The organism is Paenibacillus algorifonticola (assembly GCF_000971975.1).
In the GTDB taxonomy this organism is placed as follows: domain Bacteria; phylum Bacillota; class Bacilli; order Paenibacillales; family Paenibacillaceae; genus Pristimantibacillus; species Pristimantibacillus algorifonticola.
Genome location: NZ_LAQO01000027.1, coordinates 1 through 18663 on the forward strand (window position 1 = coordinate 1; position 18663 = coordinate 18663).

Here is an 18663-nt window from a genome sequence, read left to right on the forward strand (position 1 = left end):
TCGCTTCATCTACAACAGAATGCTTGCAGATAAGATAGAACATTACAAGCAAACGGAAACGATGCTCAAGAATACACCAGCACCATACAAAAAGGAATTCGACTGGCTGAAAGAAGTGGATAGCCTTGCATTAGCTAATGCACAAATGAATCTTGAAAAAGCCTATAAGCATTTCTTTCGTGATAAGAAAGTGGGATTTCCTAAATTCAAGAGCAAGAAGACGAATCACCATAGCTTCACAACCAATAATCAAAATGGAACCGTTACCATTGAAGATGGAACTATCAAGATTCCAAAGCTAAAAACGAGAATCAAAATCAAGTTGCACCGTCCATTTGTGGGGCTTATCAAATCATGCACGATTTCCAAAACGCCAACGGGAAACTATTATGCTTCCGTATTGGTTGAAACGGAGATCGTCCAGTTACCCAAATTGGAAACTAAAATTGGCGTTGATCTTGGACTGAAAGACTTTGCTATTACGTCACATGGCGAAACCATAGCCAATCCTAAATACTTGCGTAAGTCTGAAAAGCGATTAGCAAAGTTGCAAAAGGACTTATCGCGCAAGAAGAAGGGAAGCCATAACCGTCATAAGGCGAGGCTGAAAGTGGCCAAGCTACATGAAAAGATTAGCCATCAGCGTAAAGACTTCTTGCACAAAACGTCTGCCAAAATGATAAACGATAACCAAGTCATCGTTATGGAAGACTTGCGTGTAAAGAACATGATGCAGAATCACAAGCTTGCAAAAGCGATAAGTGAGGTATCTTGGAGCATGTTCCGTACGATGCTTGAATACAAGTCTGCATGGTATGGCAGAGAATTGATGATTGCACCGAAGAACTATGCAAGCAGTCAGTTGTGTTCATGTTGCGGTCACAAAAACGCAGAGGTGAAGAATCTTGCCTTGCGTGAATGGACATGCTCAAACTGTCATTCGCATCATGATAGAGACGTAAACGCTGCTCTAAACCTTTTGAAACTAGCCATGTAAATGGCATCTATTGGGTTAGGAATCTAGCCTGTAAGCTTGGGTAAACTTGGAGCAGTAGCTTCATTGACCAAGAAGCCGCCACCTCTTAGGTGGTTGGTAGTTCACTAAGATCCTTTATGCTCGTGGCATAAAGGTCTACAGGAGAGGCTGGAGTCGTATGTTGGATTCAAATCATTTATTTGGACAAGCCCTTGTCAAATCGCTGGTCGGGGAACGCGGTCATATTCGCATCGCCCGTGCTTTGCCCGACATTGATGCCGAGTTGGCGGGACGTATTCATCAAGCTATGCCTTACAGCATCTATCAGCTGTTGAAACATATGCATTATTGGCAGCATTTCATGCTGGAGCATTTGGAAGGACGGAAGCCGCAGCTTCCTGCAAACGTCATGGAAAGCTGGCCAGAAGAGACTGCCCCGCAAGATGAGCTGTCATGGCAGGCGGATATTCAGGCCTTTCTGGACGGAGTCGATCAAGCGGTAGCTATTGCCGAAACCGCACAGCTGGATGAGCCGCTTCTGTATTTTCCAGGTGAGACAAAGGCGGGGCTGCTGCGCAATATTGCGTCCCACAATTCGTACCATCTGGGCGAAATTGTGCTGCTGCGCCGCTTTTATGGTGCTTGGCCTCCCCCAGGAGGCGGATTTCCGGCGTAACGGATAGAGACACCTTTTTACAGTTGCTTAGGGGCATAGGGGCAAACGCTATTTTTATTAACAGCCTCTAGCCCATTATTTAATGACCTCAGTAAATAATGCAGCGACAGTAGCGGCGAGTTGTTCTGGAGGAAGCTCCAGCTGAAGACCAACTTTCCCGGCGCTGACGACGATCGTCTCCTGTAGCTCAGCGCTGCTGTCGATAAAGGTAGGATACCGCTTTTTCATGCCAATTGGAGAACAGCCGCCGCGTATGTAGCCCGTCCACTTTTGCAAATCCTTCACTGGAAGCATTTCAAGCTTCTTCTCCCCGGCCGCTTTGGCCGCTTTCTTCATATCCAGCTCAGCCCCAACCGGAATGACAAAAATGTAGAGGCTGTTTCCGCTATGGGTGACCAGCGTTTTAAACACGCTATCGGGCGCTTTTCCAATTTTGTTAGCTACAGCACTGCCGTGGATTTTCCCATCCTCGTTATCATAGGTGTGCACCTCATAAGAAATATGGTCGGCATCCAGCATTCGCATGGCATTCGTTTTGGTTACTTGCATGTTTTATTCTCCTTGTGTATAGAAATCGATGTATTTCATAAGCTGGGCTGCGCCTTTAAATTGAAGGATAAGCTTTTCGTTTAAATTTTGGAGGGCAAGCTGAAACGCTTGATCGACTTTTGGATAGCTTTGCAGCTCGAAGGCTTTTAAGAGCTCCTTCATATTTTCGATATAATAAATGGTTTTTCTTAAGCTGCTAATGACGAGTATTTTTCTTAATTCAGGTACGGTGAAAATGCGATAGCCATTTTCTTTATCTCTTTCGGATTGAATCAATCCCTCTTTTTCCCAATGCCTAATTGCGGAAGTGTTCACCCCAGCCATTTCGGCAACTTTGCCAATCGTCATTGCATTCGTCATTTTAACATTTCGATATTTGCTAAAATCAGCATTTTTAATCAGCATAAGGATTTCTTCAACTCTTTGTTTTTCCACTTGGTTGAGGTACAGCTGGTTGTTCACCAGCCAAAGGGCCTGCACCTGATCGCCGTTTTTTATTTTTCTCATGACCTCATAAACGATCGGTATATCATAGCCTCGCAGTAGCGAGCGAATCGTTATAAAAGCTTGAAAATGGATGGGCAAATAGGACCTATGGTTGCCTATCGTTCTCGGTACATCCGGGAGCAAGCCCTGCTCCTCATATCTTCTTAAAGTAGTTGTACTTATTTTCAGCTCATTGGCAATTTGTACAGGGGTAAATGTATTTGTCATGCGCCTGCTCCTCATTAAAGTAAAAGCTTCAAGTGCTACGATAACATAAAAATGCCTGCTTCGAAATCCTGCCGCTGCTTCATGATGAAAAACCGGAATATTGCATGAATGTTGTATGGTATTCATATAAGCGGATTAGGAGTGAAAATCATGAAAAAAATCGTAACTTTAAATGACGGTTCAAAAATGGAGGCGGGTCTAACCGGGAACCCTTCCGGTAAAGTCATCATGCTGCCAATAGCCAAAAAATCGGTTTATGGCCAGCAGGCTGAAAGCTTGAAAAGGTGGGGGGTAGATCCTGAGCTGGGGGAACATTTTATCGATGGACTATCCGATCAGTTTCAGGTTTTGTATTTTGATTATGAAGGCCATCTTTTTGAAAATCCGCAGCCGGATCAGCTCACGCCTGACCATATGACAAAGGATTTTCTGCTCATAGCCGATGAAATGAAGGTGGATACCTTTAGTTATTATGGCTACTCATGGCTTGCGTTAGCTGGCTTGCAACTGGCGATTCGAACAAACAGATTGGAAAGCTTGATTATGGGTGGATTCCCGCCATACGAAGGGCCTTATAAAGAAATGATGATCGTAACGGAAAAGACTCATGGGCAAGCTTTAAATCCAAGCAGCTCCAATGATGCTAAATATGAGGAAAATACGACTCCTGATGAAATCGATTGGGATCATATCCAAATCACTCTCGATCCAAAGCAAACCCAACAATTTTTCACCATGTATCAAAATTTAATGGATTTTGATGATACGTCCATTCATTATGCTTCGGACTTTCCTAAACTAGCCTTCGCTGGAGAAAAGGATACGATTGTTTACGGCGAAAGCTTTGGCAGTGTAACGGTTGATATGATTGGTATATTGCAAAAGAATAAACAGCTACTAGAACAATTGGGCTGGGATGTGGCTATTCTCGAAGGAGAAGGAATGGACCATACACAAGCGATGCAGCCTAATGCTGTTCTGCCCTTGATTAAACCCTGGTTGATGGAGCATTTGTAGGTATGATTAGGACTATTACTAGCTTATAGCCTAAAGGCTCACGTCATTAGCCTGTGATAAAATCCCGACTTATGACGTGAGCTTTTGATGGTTCTTTTCTATACTTATTTATCTATCTACCTATCTGGAATAACAAATGACACCGTTGTTCCTTCATTAACGCTGCTCACAATCGACAAGCCTTGGCCGTACAACTGCTGCAATCGTCGATTCGTATTAGGGATGCCAATTCCGCCTTTTCCACTCTGAGCAGCATTTTGCAATTGGGTCGCCTTTTCCTGATCCATTCCCTTGCCATTATCTTTTACTTCAATAAGGGTGAAGCCCTCACGGCGAGCAACGGAAAGATGAACCGTACCGCCCGCGTTTCGGCTGAGGAGACCGTGCTTGACGGCATTCTCGATCAGCGGCTGAATCGAGAGCGGGGGGAGAAGCAGGCGGATGCCTGGCTCGACCTCCCAATTAATGGACAGCCGCTTCCCGAAACGCGTTTTTTCAATATATAGATAGGCTTCTACGAGCTCCAATTCATGAGACAGCTCGACCAATTCCCCCGTATTTAAATAATCAAAGCTAATTCGTAAAAAGGATGAGAATGCCTGGCCCAGCTTGCGCATGTTTTCTGTATCAATATCACTTAACGCCATTAACGAATTAAGGGTGTTGAATAGGAAGTGAGGCTGGATTTGCGCTTGCAAATAGGCGGCCTCCATACGGAGACGCTCATTAATAGATTGCTTTAGCGCTATCAATGCTCTGATCCGATATCTTAACTCCAGAGCATCTACGGGCTTTGTTACGTAGTCGCTTGCTCCGGCTGAAAATCCGGTGTAAATGTCTGACCGCTGGCTGCGTGCGGTTAGAAGCAATACGGGAAGCTCCGACATGGAAAATTGCTCTCTAACCTTCTGCGTTAATTCATAGCCGGACATTTGGGGCATCATGACATCGGCTATGAGCAGATCCCACTGCCTTGTGCCCAGCAATTCCAGCGCTTCTCGTCCGGAACGGGCGGTTGTAATGGTATACGGCTCGGTCGAAAGAATGCTGGCCAGGACATTCAGGTTGATCGGATCGTCGTCAACGGCAAGAATTTGGGCATACTCCTCCTTGAGCAGCGGCGGAAGTGCGGCAGCGGCCTCCATCTCCCCTAAGAAAGGCTGCGGGAATAGGAAGCCAGTTGGCTTCTCCTCATTGATTGCTGGCAATTGTCCAGAAGCTAGCGGCAACTGCGTTAGTGGAAGTGCGGCTTGATCTGCCAAAGGCAGCTCAAAACTGAATACAGAGCCTTTGCCCAATTCGGAGCGAACCGTCAATGCTCCGCCATGCAGCTCGACAAGCTGCTTGCAAATGCTTAAGCCCAGTCCAATGCCTTGTCCATCGCTTATTCCATTAGAGCCTTGTTCATAAGGGAGAAAGATTCGCGATTGGGTCGCCTCATCCATGCCGGGCCCCGTATCAGCAATATGAACAACAGCCTGCCGGTCCGAAATTTCGGCTGATACGGTAATGCTTCCCTCCTCGGTATATTTGAGCGCGTTATGCAGCAGGTTATACAAAATTTGAACGAGCCTTTTCTCATCCGCTAAAACCAAAGGCAGCGATTCCGGCATATCCATATGCAGGCTAATTGGCTTGCGTTCCTTCATAAATTGCAGCATTGCAATAACACCAGGAACGATGGACTGAATGCTGAGAGGCTCCCGCTGCAAAACAATGCGTTGTTCCTGAAGCTGAACGACATCGAGAAGATCGCCAAGCAGCTGGGACATCCGCCTGCTGATCGTAATGAGGAGCTGCATATCCTCAAGGCTGCTTTTCGCAAGCCTAGTCTTCTCTTTGGTGATAACGTTATAAGCAATATTCATAATACCGTGCAGCGGCGTACGGAGCTCATGAGATGTATTAGCCAAGAACTGGTCCTTAATTTTATCCGCTTTTTGTAACTGCTTGTTCAAATCTCTGTTTTCCATCGAATTTCGAAAATACTTTTTAAACCAATAGGCCGAAAAGCCAGTAATGGCAAAAATAATGTCGATGGGATAGTAGACGGTGGTAACATCTCTTACATTCTCAGCAATACTCCATAATAAGTTGGAGAGGATGCCTGCTGCGGACAACAGCAAGAAAATGATGTCATTATCTTTATTTTTTTGCAAAATCATCGTTCCTACTATGTATATAAACCAGGCGAATGAGATGAAATTTATCGTATTCAATATATTGAAATGAATAAGTCCATAAGTAATATAGACTGGCGAAATCAGAAAAATGACGGTAAGAACTACAATGGCCGCATTGTGCGTTCTGAACCAGTTTTCTCGCAGAGGGGTCGCGTTGAAGCTTTTGAATAGCAGAAGCAGGAACACATTTTGCCACAGCAGAGAGATCATTCTAATCTTGAACGTCCAAGTATAGTTGGTCGGCAGCCACAATAAGAGTATATTGTCGTGACCTATTAGAATTGTAATGCCCACGGATAACGTTAACAGCGCTGCGATTAACAATTTCTTCTCTTGCGGACTGAATAGGTAGAGAATGCAAGCATATAAGCAATGAAGCAGCAGTATAAGAAAAATGAGCATCTGAAACCCAATCGAGTACCAGCGTACAAAATCAATAGTGGCCGCAGTGCCAAAGCGAATCGGCGTTACAATACCGCCCTTATAAGGGCTGTCGAAATTGGCTGCACGAATGACCAATTCGATCTCTGTCGCTCCTTCAATGCCATAAGTAGAGGTGAAAGAGGCGCTTTTCGGCGTATATTCATATGCAGAGTCGGCAAGCTTGCCCTTGCCCCCATCATTTTTTCCGTTAATTTCAATTTCTGATGCCGCCTGAATGGTTTTAAACCAGAATGAAACAGGAGCCTGAAGCGGATCGATCAAAATGCGAAGACGATACGTTCCATATCCGTACGAGTTGCTTGAATGGTGCGGCAGCGCGCTACTCCAATCGCCTGGAACGACAACGTGGCTTGCATCGGATTCCGTCTCCAAAAGCTCGCTGCCCGTTAAGAATTTTTCAGGATAAAACTGCCATTCTCCATTCAAATTAAGCACGGGGGAATTTTCTAAATCGATACCGCGGAGGTCAAGTACACCGCCAACGGCAAGCGGTTGCTGGTCTGACATGGGAAAAAGGACAGACCATGCCCACCTCATGCTGACTAATGCAGCAAAAATTAAAAGCATGATCGTTATATATTTAAAACGTGTGATATGTTTTGCCTGCATGACGTTCATCAATTTTGTCATAAATGAATAAAACCTCTTTTGACCGCTCTTTATTGTTAATCCTTTACATTATAGCATAGGATTTAGCCATTCTCTTGCTTGGCTGCTAAAGAGAGCAGGTAACGACTAGCAAAAAGCCCTTAGAATAAACATTGGAGACCTATGAAGGTTCGCCAGTGGCATTCTAAGGGACGTTTTTTAAAATATAGAAAAGGATATCTTAACGCTATCCATTCTCTATATTTCTACGCGAAACGTTAGCTTTGCCGCCAAAGGACGGCTTCAGTCGTTTACACTTGAAATATAGGAAAGTATAGCATTACGCGATACCTTCTCTATATTTCTCGGAATGAAACGCGCCGCGCTGCCAGAGGACGGCGAGAGCCGTTTCACCTTGAAATATAGGAAAGTATAGCATTACGCGATACCTTCTCTATATTTCTAAGCGAAACGTTAGCTTTGCCGCCAAAGGACGGCTTCAGTCGTTTACGCTTGAAATATAGGAAAGTATAGCATTACGCGATACCTTCTCTATATTTCTCGGAATGAAACGCGCCGCGCTGCCAGAGGACGGCGAGAGCCGTTTCACCTTGAAATATAGGAAAGTATAGCATTACGCTATCCTTTCTCTATATTTCTCGGAATGAAACGCGCCGCGCTGCCAGAGGACGGCGAGAGCCGTTTCACCTTGTGGCGTTTAAAAGGGAGATGTCCTCCTGCGTAATCTCCAGCGTGCCTGTATCATCAAACAGAGGCAGCGTCTCGCCTGCGGACGCTTGCAGCAGCCGCTCGATAATGCGTGAGCCCCATATTTGCTCATTTTGCGACAGCGACGCTGTAATTTGCCCATTCCGAATGGCTTCCTGAATTTCCGGCATCATGCCGAACGTTAGGGAATAGCGGTTTAGACCCTGTGCTTTCCAGACGAGCACCGAGGCGGAGCCGGAGAGGGCATCCATCGATACGAGCGCGTCAAAATGCGGATGGTCGTCGATCATTTTTTCCAGCTGCGTCAGGGCGCGGGTTTCGCTGCCTTCGTTATACTGCACATCGAGCACCTGAATGTCGGTCTGCTCATTAATATAGGACAGCATGCCGTCTAGGCGCTCGCTTAAGCTTTTCATCCGCGTCATCCCCGTCTCGACGATAACCATTCCCCGCCCGCCCAGCAGCTCGGACAGCATGCGCCCCATCTGCCCGCCTGCAGCAGCATGATCCGTTCCGATGAAAGCAGCGCGCTTGCTCTTCGGCGAATCGGATTCAAAGCAAATGACCGTAATGCCTGCCTGCACGGCTTTGTTAATAACAGGAACGAGCGCGTCCGCATCAATCGGATCAAGTGCAATGCCGTCTACCTGAGAGGCAATCATCGTCTCCATCATGCGTATTTGCTGCTCCAGATTCGCTTCATCCGGCGCTTTCACAATGAGCTGGACCCCATGCAGAGCTGCTGCTGCTTTAGCGGATTCCGTCACCGTCTCATAATACGGATGCGCCATCGGATATATAATGCCAAAGGTGGCGATGTCGGGTGCTGCTGTTGAAGAACTTGATGCAATAGGGGAGGAGGAGGGCGGGCCGCTATTTCGGCTGCTGGATGAGATGATGCTGGTAGCGCCCGCCGCTCCCATTCTACTATCGTTGTTGCTGGAGCTTCCAGCGGCAGTGCCGGCTGCTTCATCATTAGTACAGCCTGTCATTAGCAGGCTAAGCACCAGCAGGGCTGTAAGCAAAGCAGCGAGCAAGGGCCTTTGCCGCACAGCAGCCCGTCTATGGAAGAACAATGCCGCCTGTGCTTGCATGATGATACACTCCTCCTGCAGCGGGCGAGCTGCCATCCTGTTCCTGCTGCTTGCGAAACTGCGTTGTCGTCATGCCGGTTACCCGCTTGAACAAATTGGAAAAATAATGCGCGTCATTGTAGCCGACCTGATGCGCGATTTCATACGACTTTGCATTCGACGCCTGCAGCAGCTCCATCGCTTTACGAATGCGTGTGTGGGTGAGGAATTCAATAAAGGTCTGGCCCGTCTCTTGGCTGAACACTTTGCTAAGATGGCTGGGGCTGACGCGCACATGCTCAGCTGCATCATTCAGCGACAAATGATCATCGCCATAATGCTTCAAAATATAGTCCTTCACCTGGCTCAGCATTTCGGCATATTTATCCGCGGCTCCAGCGCGCCATTGCCAGAATTGCGCCAGCAGTGTTTGGAGATAGCCGCAGGCATCCTCTTGGCTGCGTACCTCGCTCATTGCCCGCTGCAGCTTATCCAGCTGCTCCTTTGGCATATCCGGATTGCGCTGAATGGATTTGGCAATATGCACAGCTTCCACCGTCAAGTCATTGAGCAAATAATAGCCGTAAAAAGCGCCGCGCCAGTCCAGTTGACGCAGCCCGTCTGCGAAGCTGGCGACGAAAGCTTCCGTCTTGGCGGGCGTACCGAGCTTGAGAAAATCGATGAAGCGCTGGCGCTGGGCGACTACCGATTGCTCGGATAAGCCGGAGGCGGCATCGCTCAGCGCTTTGCGGTTTTGCCCGGAGAGCCTGCGCCAATGCTTGTCATCCTCCGCCTCCAGATAGGAGGAGTGGATGCCTTGCAGGCGATCCTGAATGCTGCCGATGCCAACGGCTATCGAGCAGCCCGCACTCCGCTCCGCCTGCTCCTTCCAGCTGGAGGCGAAGCGCGCGAGCACCTCTTGCAGCTGCGGCAGCGAATCGCTCTTGAGCAGCCAGATCGTCTCCGTCTGGCTGCGCTTATAGGACAGCGTGCCCGGCAGGAGGGAGCTGATGGCTTCGTGCAGTAGCTGCTCCGTCTGCTGCTGGGTTGCCATATCAACGCTGGCGGAGCCTTCCGGGCAGCGAATGTCCGAGATGGCGGCCGCGTAATAGCTGGCCGTCAGTCCAATCGAAAGCGAGCCGGCTTGGTGGATCGCTTCGGCTGTTGTAATAAAGCCGCTGCATAAATCGCTGAGCAGCTTATGCCGCAGCTGTCCCGCGCTTCCGCCTTGGGCGAACTGCTTCTTCTCCAGCAGCTCGCGCTCATAGCGCTCGCGGTCGATGACGCGGCCGACGTCATGCAGCGTCCGCACGATATCGGCAGCGCTGACTGGCTTGAGGCAATATTCCTCTACGCCGACACGCAGCGCGGCGCGGGCATATTCGAATTCGTCATGCCCGCTGAGAATAATGATTTTGATGTCTGGCATTCGTTCGCGGACGATGGCGCTCAGCTCCAAGCCGTCCATAAACGGCATTTTGATATCTGTAATGAGGATATCCGGCTGGCGCTGCTCAATAAGCGGCAGCGCCAGCTCGCCATCAGAGGCGTCCCCGCAAAAAATAAACCCTTCTTGCTCCCAATTGATACAGTCCCGAATGCTTTCCCTGACAAGAATCTCGTCGTCAACGAGCATAACCTTTTTCATTCGGCTTCATCCTCTCCATTGGAATGCGGATCGTAACCTTTGTTCCGAGCTGGTCTTCACTTTCTACGATAACGGTATAGGCTTCCCCGTAATAGAGGCGCAGCCGCTGCTGGACGTTATGCAGGCCGAAGCCGCCGGATACCTCCGAGCCCGTCTCCTCGGGAATGTGCTGCATGCGCAGCGCCTCGCGCAGCTCGGCAAGGCGCTCCGGCTTCATGCCGATGCCATTGTCCTCAATCATCAAATATACGTCCGAGTCATGGCTGGCATAAGCAGTTATGCGGATTAAACCTTTGCCGCGTTTATTTTTAATGCCGTGATATAAGGCATTTTCAACGATGGGCTGGAGTGTCATTTTCAAAATGGGCAAATCCTTTAGCGCTTCCGGCACATCCAGCTCATACTCCAAAATATCGCGGTAGCGCATCTGCTGGATAATCAAATAGCTTTGCACATGCTCCAGCTCATCCTTGAGGGCAATCCAGTCCCGACCCCGATTGAGGCTAATACGGAAAAAGCGTGACAGAGCCTGCACCAGCTGGATGACCTGCCCACTGCGCCCGGCTTCCGCCATCCAGACGATGGAATCGAGCGTATTATAGAGAAAATGCGGATTAATTTGCGCTTGCAGCGTCCGCAGCTCCGCCTTCTGCAAATGCTCCTGCTCCTCAATGCTTTGCTTGAGCAGTCTCTTGATTTTCTCCAGCATAATGTTGAAGCTGTTGCCCAAATCGGCAATTTCGTCATGTCCGCTTGGCTGCACCTTGACCTCAAGAAAACCGCCGGCTGCCAGCCGCATTTTGCTCTTCAGCAGTTGAATCGGCCGCGTCAGGCGCGCCGTAATGAAATAATGCAGCGTAATCGCAAACACGATGCTGAGCAGCACGCTGATAATGATCAGTTGGCGAATTTCATTCGCCTCGGCGACAATTTCCTGCAGCGGCACGGAGCCGACGATTTTCCAGCCCGTTGTGGACGAGGTCGTGAAGGCGACGAACTTTGGGCGGCCGTTGCTATAATCCACATAGCTGTTTTGCTGCAAAGCGAGCTGCGTACTCAGGTCGGCAGGCGGCTGGGCCTTCGCCAAACTCGTCATGGCCGAAGGGAGGAAGATAGGATTGCCCGCCTGATCGACGACATACACGTAGCCGCTCTCGCCAAGCGTAATATTTTCACAGTAACGCTCGATGATCGAATCATCCAAATCGATGACGATAAAACCGATCACCTCATGGGTAATTTGCTGCTTGACCGTTGCCATGATGGAGATGACGTTATGCTGCGAATAATGAAAGCCGTCGAGACGGTCCAGCGGTGAGGCGTCCGGCGGGGGAATGTTCAAAACCTCATCCGGATGGTTCAGCAAATATTGAAAATGCGGGTTGCGCAGCGGATTCCTGTCCAGCTGGAACACGCCTTTGCGTTCGCTTAAGCCCCGTCCATACAGGTTGACGACCGTAATGTTGAGCACGCTTTCGTATTTATACGTTTCCCGGTATAAGTTCATCGTTTGAATAATAGCTTTGGCATCTTCATACGTATCCGTTTGTGAAAATAAATAATGCAGCACCTGCGGGTTGTTTTCCAGCTCCAGCAGCCTTCCCGTATCCTCAAGCAGCGCATCAATGTCATTGCCAAGCTGGCCCACGACGAGCATCGTTGCCGCTTTGCTGTGATCAGATACCGCATTGTACGATTTTTGATAGGAAATGAGGCCAACCGCAATCAGCGGAACGGAGGTCAGAATAATGAACATCAGCAGCAGCTTGGCCCGAAGGCTTGAGAAAATCCAGCGCATCAGCTTCATAGGTTTATAGGAACCTTTCAAAATGGAAATGTATGCGATTTCAAATCTATCCAACCTTCACTATACCAAATTGCCTGAAACGCCGCTACGCACAGATGTTTTATCGACGAAATTTCCACCTTTCGCACAAAAAATCAAACCATTTGCCGCCCTTGCTTGAAAATTACCCAAAAAATCAAATCGAACGGCTATCGGACTCCGTATCCGGGCCTTTTGTAAGCGTTCTATAATGAGGGCACGCCAAACGTTGGTGAATGACAGGGGAGGTAATACAAAGATGAAAAAAGCAGGAAAACTAGGCATGTCGCTGCTGATGGCAACGATGCTGCTCGTCACATCCGCTTGCGGAAGCGGCAATGGTGGTACGAATACGGCAGGTGCAGACAATGCTGGCGGGACGAGTGCTCCGGCAGCGGCAAGCAGTGAGCCAGCAGCAGCGCCGGCGGATAAAAAAGTGACGCTCGGCTTCGCACAGGTTGGTGCAGAAAGCGGCTGGCGCACGGCGAATACGAATTCGATCAAGGAATCGGCGGCAGCAGCGGGCTATGATTTGAAGTTTTCCGATGCCCAGCAAAAACAGGAAAATCAAATTAAAGCGATCCGCTCCTACATTCAGCAAAAGGTGGACGTTATCGCATTTTCCCCGGTCGTGGAGTCTGGCTGGGATACAGTATTAAAAGAAGCGAAGGATGCGGGCATTCCGGTTATCTTGACAGACCGCGCCGTTGATTCGTCGGATACGTCGCTGTACGAGACGTTTATTGGCTCGGACTTCGTAGAAGAGGGCCGCCGCGCTGGACAATGGCTGGTTGATAAATATAAGGATTCGGCTGAAGAAATCAACATTGTTGAGCTGCAGGGCACAACAGGCTCGGCGCCAGCGATTGATCGCAAAACGGGCTTTGAGGAAGTCATCAAGAGCAATGCCAACCTGAAAGTCATCGCTTCACAAACAGGCGATTTCACCCGTGCAAAAGGCAATGAGGTTATGCAGTCATTCCTGAAAGCGAATAAGAAAATCGACGTCCTCTATGCTCATAATGACGACATGGCGCTGGGAGCAATTCAAGCGATTGAAGCGGCAGGTCTTAAGCCGGGCGAGGACATTATCATCATTTCAGTCGATGGTGTTAAAGACGGCTTTATTGCTGCAAGCGAAGGCAAAATCAACTTTATCGTCGAATGCAATCCGCTGCTCGGGCCGCAATTGATGCAGGCGGTACAGGATGTGCTGGACGGCAAAACGATCGAGAAGCGTATCGTGACCGAGGAAGGCGTCTTTACTTCGGAGCAAGCGAAGGCCGCGCTGCCTGACCGGAAATACTAGAAGCAGAGCAGAAGCCAGCGAAGGAAGCCGCGCAAGGCTGGTCCACGTACCAGGCGGACGGCTTCCTTTTTCATCGTTCATCGCATAGGCGAAATTCAAAACCAAAGGGGAGAAGAAGATGGAGCGGGAACGCGAACCTATCCTGCAAATGAGCAATATCCATAAAGGCTTTCCAGGCGTAAAAGCTTTATCCGGCGTCAGCTTTCGCCTCTTTCCCGGCGAGATCCATGCGCTGATGGGCGAAAATGGGGCGGGAAAATCGACCTTGATTAAGGTGCTGACGGGCGTTTACTCCATTGATCAGGGCACGGTAGAGCTTGCGCGGCAGCGTATGGCAATCGATAGCCCTCAGGCGGCGCAAATGGCTGGCATTAGCACGGTTTATCAGGAAGTAAATCTATGTCCGAATTTGACAGTTGCTGAAAATATTTTTATCGGCCGCGAGCCGCGCCGGTTTGGCCGTATTTTGTGGAAAGAGATGAATGCGGCAGCCGAGAAGCTGCTGCTCACCCGCTTGCAAATTCGAATGGATGTAAAACTGCCGTTATCGGCCTATTCCGTCGCGATTCAGCAGCTTGTCGCCATTGCGCGGGCGCTGAATATTTCGGCGAAGGTGCTCATTTTGGATGAGCCGACGTCGAGCCTGGACCGCAATGAAGTGAAGCAGCTGTTCGAGGTCATGAACAAGCTGAAGGCGGAAGGGCTGGCGATTTTGTTCGTCACGCATTTTCTGGATCAGGTATATGAGGTGTCCGATCGAATAACCATTCTCCGGGGCGGAGAATTTGTAGGGGAGTATTTGGCGAAGGAGCTTCCCCGGATAGAGCTCGTATCGAAAATGATTGGCAAGGAGCTGCAGCAGCTCGATGCGCTGCCGCGTGAGAAAGAGGCGGCTTCGGCTGCCGAGTCTGCGAAGGCATTGGTTATTGAAGCGAAGGCGCTTGGCCGCAAAGGGGCAATCGAGCCGTTCGACCTGACTATTCGCAAGGGCGAGGTTGTTGGTCTTGCAGGCTTGCTCGGCTCGGGAAGGACGGAGCTGGCGCGGCTGTTCTTCGGCGCAGATCGGCCTGATCAAGGCGCGCTGCGGGTGAACGGGGTGAAGGATGGCATCACTTCGCCGCGCGAGGCGATCGATCAGGGAATTGCCTTCTGCCCGGAAAATCGCAAAACGGAAGGCATTATCGACGAGCTGACGGTGCGTGAAAATATGATTCTCGCCCTGCAGGCGACGCGCGGCTGGTTCCGCGCCATTCCCCGCAAGCGACAGGATGAGCTTGCTGACGAATATATCAAGGCGCTCAACATTAATCCGCCGAACCCGGAGCAATTGATTAAGAACCTTAGCGGCGGCAACCAGCAGAAGGTCATTCTGGGACGCTGGCTGCTGACGCAGCCGAAGCTGCTTATCCTCGATGAGCCGACGCGCGGCATTGACGTCGGGGCGAAGGCGGAAATTCAGAAGCTTGTGCTGAAGCTGTCGGGCGAAGGCATGTCGGTGCTGTTCGTCTCCTCGGAGCTGGAGGAGGTACTGCGGGTCAGCGACCGGATCGCTGTGCTGCGGGACCATGTAGTAGTTAAGGAAATAGCTGAAGATGAAATGAGCCAGCAGCAGCTTATGCAGGCCATGGCAGGGGAGTGAGCAAGCATGGTGAAGCATCATTTGTTTTGGCCGCTAGTTATGCTGGGGGCGCTGTTATTATTTAATTTGCTGTATTCGCCGGATTTTTTCTCCGTGCAAATGCGCGCAGGCAAGCTGTACGGCAGCTTGATTGATATTTTAAATTTTGGAGCGCCGCTTATTCTCGTGGCTATCGGCATGACGCTCGTCATCGCCACGAAGGGCATCGACCTGTCGGTCGGCTCGATCGTGGCCATTGCAGGCGCCATGGCGTGCATGACGCTCAGCAAGGGCACTGATCAGAACATGCTGGGCCTTGTGCTCAGCGCAGTCGGCATTGCTCTTGTGCTGGCGCTTGCGCTGGGCCTATGGAACGGGATGCTTGTGGCGGCCTTCGGCATTCAGCCGATTATTGCCACGCTTATTCTAATGGTCGCCGGGCGCGGCGTCGCCCAGCTCATTACGGGCGGGCAGATTATTACCGTATCGAGCAGCGCCTATAAATTCATCGGCGCAGGCTCGCTGCTCACGCTGCCCTTCTCCATCTTTATCGCTGGCGCAGTGCTGCTGATCGCAGCGCTGCTGACGCGCAAAACCGCCCTCGGCCTGTTCATCGAGTCCGTCGGCTGCAACCCCGAAGCGAGCCGTCTGGCCGGCATTCGCTCGCGAGTCGTCATGATCGCCGTTTATATGTTTTGCGGCTTATGTGCGGGCATCGCCGGATTGCTGCTCAGCGCAAATGTATCCAGCGCCGACGGCAACAACGCCGGGCTGTGGTATGAGCTTGACGCGATTCTTGCCGTCGTTATCGGGGGCACCTCACTCAGCGGTGGACGCTTTTATTTGCTCGGCACGGTCGTCGGCGCGCTCATTATTCAGACGCTGACGACGACGATCTACATGATCGGCGTTCCGCCGGAAATTACGCTCGTGGTCAAAGCGTTTGTCGTGCTGCTCGTCTGCCTCATTCAATCGGAGACGTTCCGCAAGACGCTGGTGCACCGCTTTAAGACACGCCGCTATCCGGCAGAAAGAGAGGTTAAACGCCATGCTTAAACGGCAGTACATCCCGATCGTAGTGACAGCTGCGCTGCTCGCTTTCATGTTTGCGGCAGGCTCGTTCCGCTACACAGGCTTTTTCTCGCTGCAGGTGCTGCTCAATCTGCTCATTGACAATGCCTTTCTGCTTATCGTCGCGGTCGGCATGACCTTCGTCATCGTTTCTGGCGGCATTGACCTGTCGGTCGGCTCGGTCATTGCGCTGACGACGATGATTTCGGCAAGTCTCGTCCAGCAGCAAGGCTGGCCGCCCGCCGTCGTCATTCCGCTTGTGCTCGTGCTGGGCGCAGCCTTTGGCTGGCTGATGGGAGCGATCATCCATTATTTTAAAATCCAGCCTTTCATCGTCACGCTCGCCGGCATGTTTCTGGCGCGGGGTCTGTGCTATGTCATCAGCATCAATACGATTACGATTGATCACCCGTTTTACACGAGCATGGCGCAGACAAAGATCAAGCTGCCGGGCGGCTTTTTTATCTCCATCAGCGTTGTTATTGCTCTTGTTGTGGTAGCAGCAGCGATTTATTTGGCCCATTATACCCGCTTCGGACGCAATACGTATGCGCTTGGCGGCAGCGAATCCTCCGCGCTGCTGATGGGGCTGCCCGTCGCCCGGACGAAAATTCTCGTCTATACGTTTAGCGGGCTTTGCTCCGCGCTTGCCGGCGTCGTCTTTACATTCTATATGCTGTCAGGCTACGGCCTGCATGCGGTAGGGCTGGAGCTGGATGCCATCGCGGCGGTCGTCATTGGCGGAACGCTGCTGACAGGCGGCGTCGGCTATATCCTCGGCACCTTTTTCGGCGTATTGATCCAAGGGGTTATCCAGACCATTATTAGCTTTGAAGGCACGCTCAGCTCCTGGTGGACCAAGATCGTCATCGGCCTGCTGCTGCTGCTGTTCATCGTCCTTCAACGTCTGCTCAGTGCAAGGCGGCAAATGCAAAAAGCCTGATTGATCGCGGCTTAAGGGTGCAGCGCAACGATTCGACGTTGTTCGCGGCACCCCCCTGAGTCGTTACGACCATGACAAAGCAGCGTGTATCCATTACAATACGATCAGCAAGCTGGAAGGGCATGGACGCTTTTACTGTCTGAACCGGAGGGAGCCTTATGCGAAGACAAGCTGTATTTGTGAAAATGATTTATGCAATCGCTTTCTTGATGCTTCTGAGCAGCTGCCAGCTTACAGCCCCCGCTCCTTCATCATCGGGGGTAGACCATACGCTGCAGACCGGAACGGGTGCAGGAGAGGGCGCCATAGCAGGAGGCGGAGCGCTGCCTGAGGCAACGGAAATCGAGCTGATACAGCCAGTGAGGCCGATTGTTCTGGGTTTCTCCCAGCTTGGTTCAGAGAGTGAATGGCGAATGGCCAACACCAATTCAGTCAAAGAGGCGGCAAAAGAGGCCGGAATCGAGCTATTGTTCGAAAATGCGGAGCAATCACAGGAAAAGCAGTTTGAGGCGATTCGTTCCTTTATTAAGCGGAAGGTCGATGTCATTGCAATTGCACCGGTCGTACATTCGGGCTGGGATGATATTTTAACCGAGGTTAAGCAGGCGGGTATTCCGCTTATTATATCCGACCGTTCAGTCGATGTGGGCGATTCCTCGCTTTATGTGACGCATATTGGGGCGGATTTATATGAGGAAGGGCGCAAGGCGGGCAAATATTTGGTCGATAAAATGCGGGATGCTGCGGAGACAATCCAAATCGTCGAGCTGCGGGGAACGGAAGGTTCATCCCCCTCGATCCAGCGCGGACAGGGCTTTCGGGATATTGTGCTGAAGCAGCCGGGTTATAAAATCATGGCCAGCGTCGACGCTGATTTTACTTTTGAGCGGGGCAAGGAAGTGATGAGCACACTGCTTGAACAATACGGTGGCGAAATGGACGTGTTGTTCGCCCAAAACGACGATATGGCGCTTGGCGCAATTGAAGCGATTGAGGAATATGGACTGCGGCCAGGCGTCGATATTGTCATTATTTCAGTGGATGGGACGCGGCGGGCGTTCATGAAGCTGGCGGAGGGTAAAATCAACTGCATCGTCGAATGCAATCCGCTGCTTGGCCCGAACATGATGCAGGCGGTGCAGGAGCTCGTTGCCGGGCGAACGCTGCCGAAGCGGATCGTACCGCAGGAAAGCGTCTATACCGAGCAAATGGCGAAGAAGGAAATCCCGTACCGGAAGTATTAAGCGCAGCTTTGATGGTGAAAGGATCGTTCCTCATCCATCATGCACAGCACAAGGCC

Annotated in this window: 14 protein-coding genes; 8 read left to right on the top strand and 6 right to left on the bottom strand. The window is 50.5% G+C overall.

Annotated features, from left to right (window positions below; genetic code table 11):
* Positions 1-997 (top strand): IS200/IS605 family element RNA-guided endonuclease TnpB (gene tnpB, locus WH37_RS25770; RefSeq protein WP_046233530.1); only part of this gene is annotated, 997 nt, incomplete at its 5' end.
* Between the two features lie 157 nt (positions 998-1154).
* A complete protein-coding gene (locus tag WH37_RS25775) occupies positions 1155-1652 on the top strand; it encodes a DinB family protein (protein WP_046233531.1) in 498 nt (165 codons plus the stop codon).
* Positions 1653-1727: 75 nt separating this feature from the next.
* Here the strand turns inward: WH37_RS25775 and ybaK are convergent, their stop codons facing one another.
* Positions 1728-2201 carry a Cys-tRNA(Pro) deacylase gene (gene ybaK / locus WH37_RS25780; protein ID WP_046233532.1) on the bottom strand — a complete coding sequence of 158 codons (474 nt, stop codon included), beginning with the start codon at positions 2199-2201 and terminating at the stop codon, positions 1728-1730.
* A gap of 3 nt (positions 2202-2204) precedes the next feature.
* Positions 2205-2915 carry a MerR family DNA-binding transcriptional regulator gene (locus WH37_RS25785; protein WP_046233533.1) on the bottom strand — a complete coding sequence of 237 codons (711 nt, stop codon included), beginning with the start codon at positions 2913-2915 and terminating at the stop codon, positions 2205-2207.
* Between the two features lie 150 nt (positions 2916-3065).
* Here WH37_RS25785 and WH37_RS25790 point away from each other — a divergent pair, with 150 nt between their 5' ends.
* Positions 3066-3932, top strand: coding sequence for an alpha/beta fold hydrolase (locus tag WH37_RS25790; RefSeq protein ID WP_046233534.1), 867 nt, complete (start codon positions 3066-3068; stop codon positions 3930-3932).
* Positions 3933-4048: 116 nt separating this feature from the next.
* On the opposite strand, the gene WH37_RS25795 is transcribed toward WH37_RS25790, so the two are convergent.
* The 4 genes from WH37_RS25795 to WH37_RS25810 form a co-directional block, all read right to left on the bottom strand.
* On the bottom strand, positions 4049-7189 hold the full coding sequence (locus WH37_RS25795; RefSeq protein ID WP_046233535.1) for a hybrid sensor histidine kinase/response regulator: 3141 nt from the start codon (positions 7187-7189) through the stop codon (positions 4049-4051).
* Positions 7190-7851: 662 nt separating this feature from the next.
* A complete protein-coding gene (locus WH37_RS25800) occupies positions 7852-8970 on the bottom strand; it encodes a sugar ABC transporter substrate-binding protein (RefSeq protein ID WP_231594367.1) in 1119 nt (372 codons plus the stop codon).
* The gene (locus WH37_RS25805; protein ID WP_052737219.1) at positions 8939-10597 is read right to left on the bottom strand and encodes a response regulator transcription factor; all 1659 of its coding nucleotides are present in this window, start codon (positions 10595-10597) and stop codon (positions 8939-8941) included. Before WH37_RS25805 ends, WH37_RS25800 begins: the two co-directional genes overlap by 32 nt.
* On the bottom strand, positions 10575-12404 hold the full coding sequence (locus tag WH37_RS25810) for a sensor histidine kinase (RefSeq protein ID WP_046233536.1): 1830 nt from the start codon (positions 12402-12404) through the stop codon (positions 10575-10577). The genes WH37_RS25805 and WH37_RS25810 overlap by 23 nt, the downstream gene beginning before the upstream one ends.
* Positions 12405-12681: 277 nt before the next feature.
* Here WH37_RS25810 and WH37_RS25815 point away from each other — a divergent pair, with 277 nt between their 5' ends.
* The 5 genes from WH37_RS25815 to WH37_RS25835 all read left to right on the top strand — a co-directional run bounded on the left by WH37_RS25815 (position 12682) and on the right by WH37_RS25835 (position 18607).
* On the top strand, positions 12682-13731 hold the full coding sequence (locus WH37_RS25815) for an ABC transporter substrate-binding protein (protein ID WP_046233537.1): 1050 nt from the start codon (positions 12682-12684) through the stop codon (positions 13729-13731).
* Between the two features lie 118 nt (positions 13732-13849).
* On the top strand, positions 13850-15370 hold the full coding sequence (locus WH37_RS25820; RefSeq protein ID WP_046233538.1) for a sugar ABC transporter ATP-binding protein: 1521 nt from the start codon (positions 13850-13852) through the stop codon (positions 15368-15370).
* Between the two features lie 6 nt (positions 15371-15376).
* Positions 15377-16405, top strand: a complete 1029-nt coding sequence (locus WH37_RS25825; protein ID WP_046233539.1) for an ABC transporter permease — start codon at positions 15377-15379, stop codon at positions 16403-16405.
* Entirely contained in the window at positions 16398-17363 is a 966-nt protein-coding gene (gene yjfF, locus WH37_RS25830) for a galactofuranose ABC transporter, permease protein YjfF (RefSeq protein ID WP_046233540.1), read from the top strand. The genes WH37_RS25825 and yjfF overlap by 8 nt, the downstream gene beginning before the upstream one ends.
* A 158-nt stretch (positions 17364-17521) precedes the next feature.
* Positions 17522-18607: an ABC transporter substrate-binding protein gene (locus WH37_RS25835; protein ID WP_231594368.1), complete on the top strand. Its 1086-nt coding sequence runs from the start codon at positions 17522-17524 to the stop codon at positions 18605-18607.
* Positions 18608-18663: the final 56 nt, after the last annotated feature.